Source organism: Kitasatospora sp. NPDC059803 (genome assembly GCF_042732255.1).
In the GTDB taxonomy this organism is placed as follows: domain Bacteria; phylum Actinomycetota; class Actinomycetes; order Streptomycetales; family Streptomycetaceae; genus Kitasatospora.
This window is the reverse complement of the sequence record NZ_JBHWIJ010000298.1, coordinates 1-5,530: the sequence shown is the minus strand read 5'-3', so window position 1 is coordinate 5,530 and position 5,530 is coordinate 1. Positions and strand designations below refer to the sequence as shown.

At 72.6% G+C, this 5,530-nt stretch carries 3 protein-coding genes; all 3 read right to left on the bottom strand.

Annotated features, from left to right (window positions below; genetic code table 11):
- On the bottom strand, nt 1–1,619 hold a 1,619-nt coding region (locus ACFV6I_RS32740), incomplete at its 3' end, for a phytoene desaturase family protein (RefSeq protein WP_380429269.1).
- A gap of 26 nt (nt 1,620–1,645) precedes the next feature.
- Nucleotides 1,646–3,325 carry a phytoene desaturase family protein gene (locus ACFV6I_RS32735; protein WP_380429258.1) on the bottom strand — a complete coding sequence of 560 codons (1,680 nt, stop codon included), beginning with the start codon at nt 3,323–3,325 and terminating at the stop codon, nt 1,646–1,648.
- The coding region (locus tag ACFV6I_RS32730; RefSeq protein WP_380429255.1) for an AMP-binding protein at nt 3,312–5,530 on the bottom strand (2,219 nt) is incomplete at its 5' end. The genes ACFV6I_RS32730 and ACFV6I_RS32735, both read right to left, overlap by 14 nt.

Genomic DNA, 5,530 nt, shown 5'->3' with positions numbered 1-5,530 from the left:
TGCCGGGGGGGGGCGCGCGCTCTGCCCCCGCCCGGGCTGGGCCGCCCCCTGTCGGGCGCGGGTGTGTTTTTGCTTATCCTCCGCCCCCGCCCCGAGGCGGCCGCCCGGATCAGTCCCCCGGTGGTCGCCCACACGCCGGAGAGGTAGAAGTTCGCCAGGCCGGGCAGCCCGGGCCCGTTGCGCTTGATCTCCTCCTCCAGGGTCTCGCCGCTCTCCACGAACGGCTGCCAGCCGAGCACCGTGCCGTCGTAGTTGCCGGTGTAGCGGACCTGGGTGAGCGGGGTGGACACGTCCTTGACCGCGACGGCGTCCCGCAGACCGGGGTGGTGCCCGTCCAGGAACTCCACGATGGCGTCCCGCACCCGCCGCTTCTCGCGCTGGTACTCGCGGCCGCGCCCCACCGGCAGGGTGTGCAGTTCCTCGCCCCGCCGCAGCCGCGGCGCCTGCTCCGGGCCGGTGCTCAACTCCCGCCAGGGGGCGATGTCGCAGAAGTAGCTGGCGTAGACGACGGTCGTCGCGGCGGGCGACAGCTCGGGGTAGTGGCGGCTGCGGAACTGGACGTTGATGCTGGGGTGGCGGATGCCGGTGAGCCGGTCGGCGACCTCGTCCTCCAGCAGGTAGGTGGTGCACGGGTCCCCGGCCGGGAAGGGGCGGCGCAGGCCCAGGAAGACGGTGAGGTAGCCGGGGAAGACCATGCCGGGCTCGGTGATGGTCCGGGTGTACAGCCGCCGGTAGGTGTCGTTCAGGTAGCGGCCCTTGAGCAGGTCCAGCATGGTGGTGCGTCCGTCGCAGGCGGCGACCACGATGTCCGCCCGGATCTCCCGTCCGTCACTCAGCCGCACCCCGACGGCCCGGTCCTGCTCGACCAGGATCTCGGCCACCTTGGTGTTGTAGCTGATCTCGCCGCCGAGCCGCCGGTAGCGCTGCTCGATCGAGCGGGCCAGCCCGAGCGAGCCGCCCTCCGGCACCCCGGCCGACTGCCCGGCGTGCGAGGCGAGTTGGAAGTAAGTGGGCAGCACCGGGAAGTTGGGGTGCTGCTCGTAGAGGACGAAGTTGAACGCCTCGCGCAGCAGCGGGCTCCGGAAGCGCGCCGAGTAGTCGCTCATCAGCACCGTGATCGAGCGCCGGATGACGTTGAAGTACGGCAGGAAGGAGGCGAGCATCCGCCAGCGCTCGGTCCGGCCCATCAGCCCGACCGGCTTGAGGAAGGGGTAACGGACCAGGGCGCGGCGGAACTTGCGCAGCCCTGCGCAGAACTGCCGGATCCGCCGGGCGTCCTCCGGGGCGAGGTCGAGCAGGTGCGCTTCGAGGCGGTCGGGGTCGGAGTAGAAGTAGACGGCCCGGCCGTCCCTGGTGCGCACCACGTTGAAGACGTCGAAGTTGCGCATCACCTTGCCCTGCAGCGCGCCGAGTTCGAGCCAGATCTGGTGCATCTCGTTGCCGGGGCCGCTGCCGAGCAGCCAGCTCACGCAGCAGTCGAAGGTGAACTCGCCGCGGTCCCAGGCCGTGCAGCAGCCGCCGGGGAGTTCGTGCATCTCCAGGACGGTGGTGCGGTAGCCGTTCATCTGCGCGTAGCAGCCGGTCGACAGGCCGCCCAGCCCGCCCCCGACGATCACCATGGTCTGCCTGCTGGTACTCGTTCCGGTCATTCCGGCACTCCCACGGTGGCCCGGTCGAGTTGCGGCAGTTTGCCCAACTTGCCCGTGTGCCAAGGTTCCTGGTTGTCGCTGGGCCAGGCCCGGAACGGCCGGCCGAGCTCCCGGCAGAGGTACTGCGCGGCGTACCGGCCGCTGGTGGCGGCGCGGATCAGGCCGCCGAGGCCGGCCCACTGGCCGGCCATCGAGAAGCCTCGCAGCCCGGGCAGCCGCATCCGGTCCCGGTTGACCAGCCGGTTGGCGGCGTCCTCGGCCTCGGAGAAGGCCTGCCAGGCGAGGATGCTGCCGTAGGTGTTGCCGGTGAACCGCTCGGTGGTCACCGGGGAGGCGACGTCCACGAGTTCGATCCGGCGGCCGAGCCCCGGGTACGTCCGCTCCAGGAACTCCCGGACGAACGCGGCGACTTCCTGCTTGCGCGCCCGGTAGGCGCGGCGGTCGCTGACCCGCAGGTCCTTCCAGGAGCGGTAGTCGCTGAAGTAGGTGCAGTGCAGCACCGACTTGCCGGGCGGCGCGAAGCCCTCCGCGTAGTCCGAGCGCATCTGGACGACCAGGCTGTGCTGGAGCGAGCCGGGCAGCCGGGCGCCCTGCTCGGGGGGCAGCAGGTAGGTGGTGCTGTGCGGTTCGCCCTCGGGCAGCGGGCCGTCCACGCCGACGAAGGCCGAGACCACGGCCGGGTACAGGTTGCCGGGCTTGTCCAGCAGCTCGCCGTACAGCCGGTCGGTGGCGGGGCTGGACCAGCGGCCTTCGAGGAGCCGGTCGAGCACCGTCGGCCCGTCGCAGGCGGCCACCACGTGGTCGGCGAAGTGCCGGGAGCCGTCCCGGAGTTGGACGCCGACGGCGCGGTCCCCCTCGACCAGGATCCGCTCCACCCGGCAGCGGTAGCCGATCACCCCGCCGAGCGAGGTGTAGCGCTCCTCCACCGAGCGGGCCAGCCCGAGTGAACCGCCCTGCGGGAAGCCCGCGTTGCCGTTGTGCGCGGCGGCCAGGGTGTACAGGTATGGCAGCAGCGGGAAGCCGGCCGGTTCCTGGAGGAACATGTTGGGCAGCGCCCGCCGCAGCAGAGGGTCCTGGAAGCGCTCGGCGAAGCCGCTCATCGGGGTCGTCGCGGTCCGCCAGAAGAGCCGGAACGCGGGCAGCACGGTGCGCAGGGTGCGCAGCCGCTCGGCCGGGCCGCGCAGCGGCGGCGGGGTGAGGTCCCAGGGCAGGTCGATGGCGGCGAAGCGGCGCAGGTCCCGGCAGAAGGCGCGGATCGGCTTGGCGTCGCCGGGGGCGGTGGCCAGCAGGTGCTGTTCCAGCCGGTCCGGGTCCCCGTAGAAGGTGACGGCGCGGCCGTGTTCGTCGACGACGCGGTTGAAGACGTCGAAGCGGGTGATCGACTTGCCGTCGAGGGCGCCGAGTTCGCGCCACACCTGGTTCGCGCCGGTGCCCTCGGCGGTGCCGATCAGCCAGTCGATGCAGTAGTCGAACAGGTAGCCGTGCCGGGACCACGCGGTGCAGCAGCCGCCGGGCAGCACGTGCTTCTCGAAGATCCGGGTCTCCAGCCCGCTCATCTGCGCGTAGCAGCCGGTGGAGAGCCCGCCGATGCCCGCGCCGATCACGATGACCCGGGGCGGGCCGCCGGGGGCCCGCTCCCGGCTCGACCAGTCCGGTCCGCGCTCAGGCCCGGCCATCGGCGGTGCCTCCGGCCAGGATGGCGCCCGCCAGTTCGGCGTTGCGGGCGGCGAACTCGGCGTCGAGCATCTCGGCGTGGCTGCCGTGCCCGGCGTGGACGGCGGTGCCGGCGCTGGAGGCGCCGTGCCAGGAGCCGTGCTCGCCGCCCGCGTGCAGCGCCAGCCGGTCCCGTTCGCAGACGACGTTGAGCGGGGCCTTCAGGACGCCCAGGTTGGGCGTCCGGCTGCAGAACGCCAGGTAGTCCCGGGCCTGTTCGAGGGTCTCCTGGGCGACGATCCGGGAGCCGGTGTGCCGGTGCAGGTGCTCGTGGAGTTCGCGCTCGAAGACGGCCAGGTGCTCCTCGCCGAGTTCGAAGGGCTCGGGGATCCGGTAGGAGTCCACCACCAGGACGGAACTGACCGTACGGCCTCGGCGTTCGAGCTCCCGGGCCACCTCGAAGGCGAGGTTGCCGCCGAGCGAGTAGCCGAGCAGGACGTACGGCCCCGACTCCTCCAGCTCCTCGACCAGGTCGGCGTAGCGGGCGGTCTTGTCGTCGCCGGCGAGGTAGTTGAAGGCGGCGAGCCGGTGGTCGGGCAGGTGGGCGGCGAGCTGACGGTAGACCAGGCCGTGGCCGCCGGCCGGCGGGAAGCAGAACACCGTCCGCCCTTCGGGCGCCCCGGGGTTGAACCAGAGGTACGGCTGGCCGCCGGCGACTTCGCCGGTGATGATCTGCTCCAGCGTGCGGGCCATCCCGTGCAGGGTGGTGACCTTGAAGAGCAGGCCGACCGGGATGCTGATGTTGAACTCGGTCTGCAGGTGGTGGATCAGCTCGATCAGCCGGATGGAGCTGCCGCCGAGTTCGAAGAAGTCGTGCTGGAGGCCGACCTCCGCCACGCCGAGCAGGTTGCTCCAGTGCTCGGCGGTGCGGATCTCGTAGAGGGTGACGGGCGGTTCGTGCTGCGCGTCGCCGGTGTCGATCCGGGGCTCGGGCAGGGCGGCCAGGTCGACCTTGCCGTTGGGGGTGAGCGGCAGGGCGGGCAGTTCGGTGAGGTGGGAGGGGATCATCACGGTGGGCAGGTGCTCGGCCAGGTGGCGGCGCAGTTCCCGGCGGTCCAGGGTGGTCCCCTCGGCGGGGACCAGGTAGGCGGCCAGCACGGCTTCGCCGGTGGCGTCCTGACGGACCGTCACACAGGCCTGGGCGAGTTCGGGGCGGGCGGTGAGGTGGGCCTCGATCTCGCCGATCTCGATCCGGTGGCCGCGCACCTTGACCTGGTTGTCGATCCGCCCGAGCAGGTGGGCGGTGCCGTGGGCGTCCCAGTGGCCGAGGTCGCCGGTGCGGTAGAGCCGGACGGGCGGGCCGTCGAGCTCCAGGGTGGTGAAGCGCCGGGTGGTCTGCTCCGGGTCGTTCGGGTAGCCGGCGGCGACACCGGCGCCGCCGATCCACAGCTCGCCGGGCACTCCGGGCGGTACCGGCTCTCCGTAGTGGTCGAGGATGTACAGCGCGCTGTTGGGGAAGGGCCGGCCGATCGGCACCATCCGGCCGGGCTCCAGGGCGTCCGCGCCGCCCTCGTAGTAGCTGGTGTCGATGGTGGCCTCGGTCAGGCCGTAGGAGTTGACCAGCCGGGTGTCCGGCCCGCACAGGGCGCGCAGCCTCCGGTGCTCGGCGGCCTTCCAGGAGTCGGAGCCGACGACCAGCAGCCGCAGGAAGTCCAGCCGCAGGCCCTCGCGTTCGCAGTGGGCCAGCAGGCCGCGGGCGACGGCGGGCACGAACTCGCCGCAGTCGACGGCCTCCTCGCGCATGGTGCGGTACAGCCGGGCGGTGTCGAACAGCAGGTCGCGGTCGACCAGGACGAGGGTGCCGCCGGTGCTCAGCGCCCGGGCGAGGTCGCCGGAGAACACGTCGAAGGCGGTCCCGGCCATCTGGAGGTGCACCCGGGCCTCGGTGTCGAGGCGGTACTCGGCGCGCCAGCCCGCGGTGACGGCGGCGAGGTTGCGGTGGTCGACCCGCACGGCCTTCGGGCGGCCGGTGGAGCCGGAGGTGTGGATGACGTAGGCGGGGCGGTCCGGGTCGGCGGCGGGCAGCGGGCCGCGCTCGGCGGCCGGCCGGTCGAGTTCGTCCAGGGTGACGGGGCGGACGGGCGCTTCGGTGCCGAACGGGTTCCGTTCGGCGACCACGACGAGGGCGGCTCCGGCGTCGGTCACCTGGTAGGCGAGCCGGTCGGCCG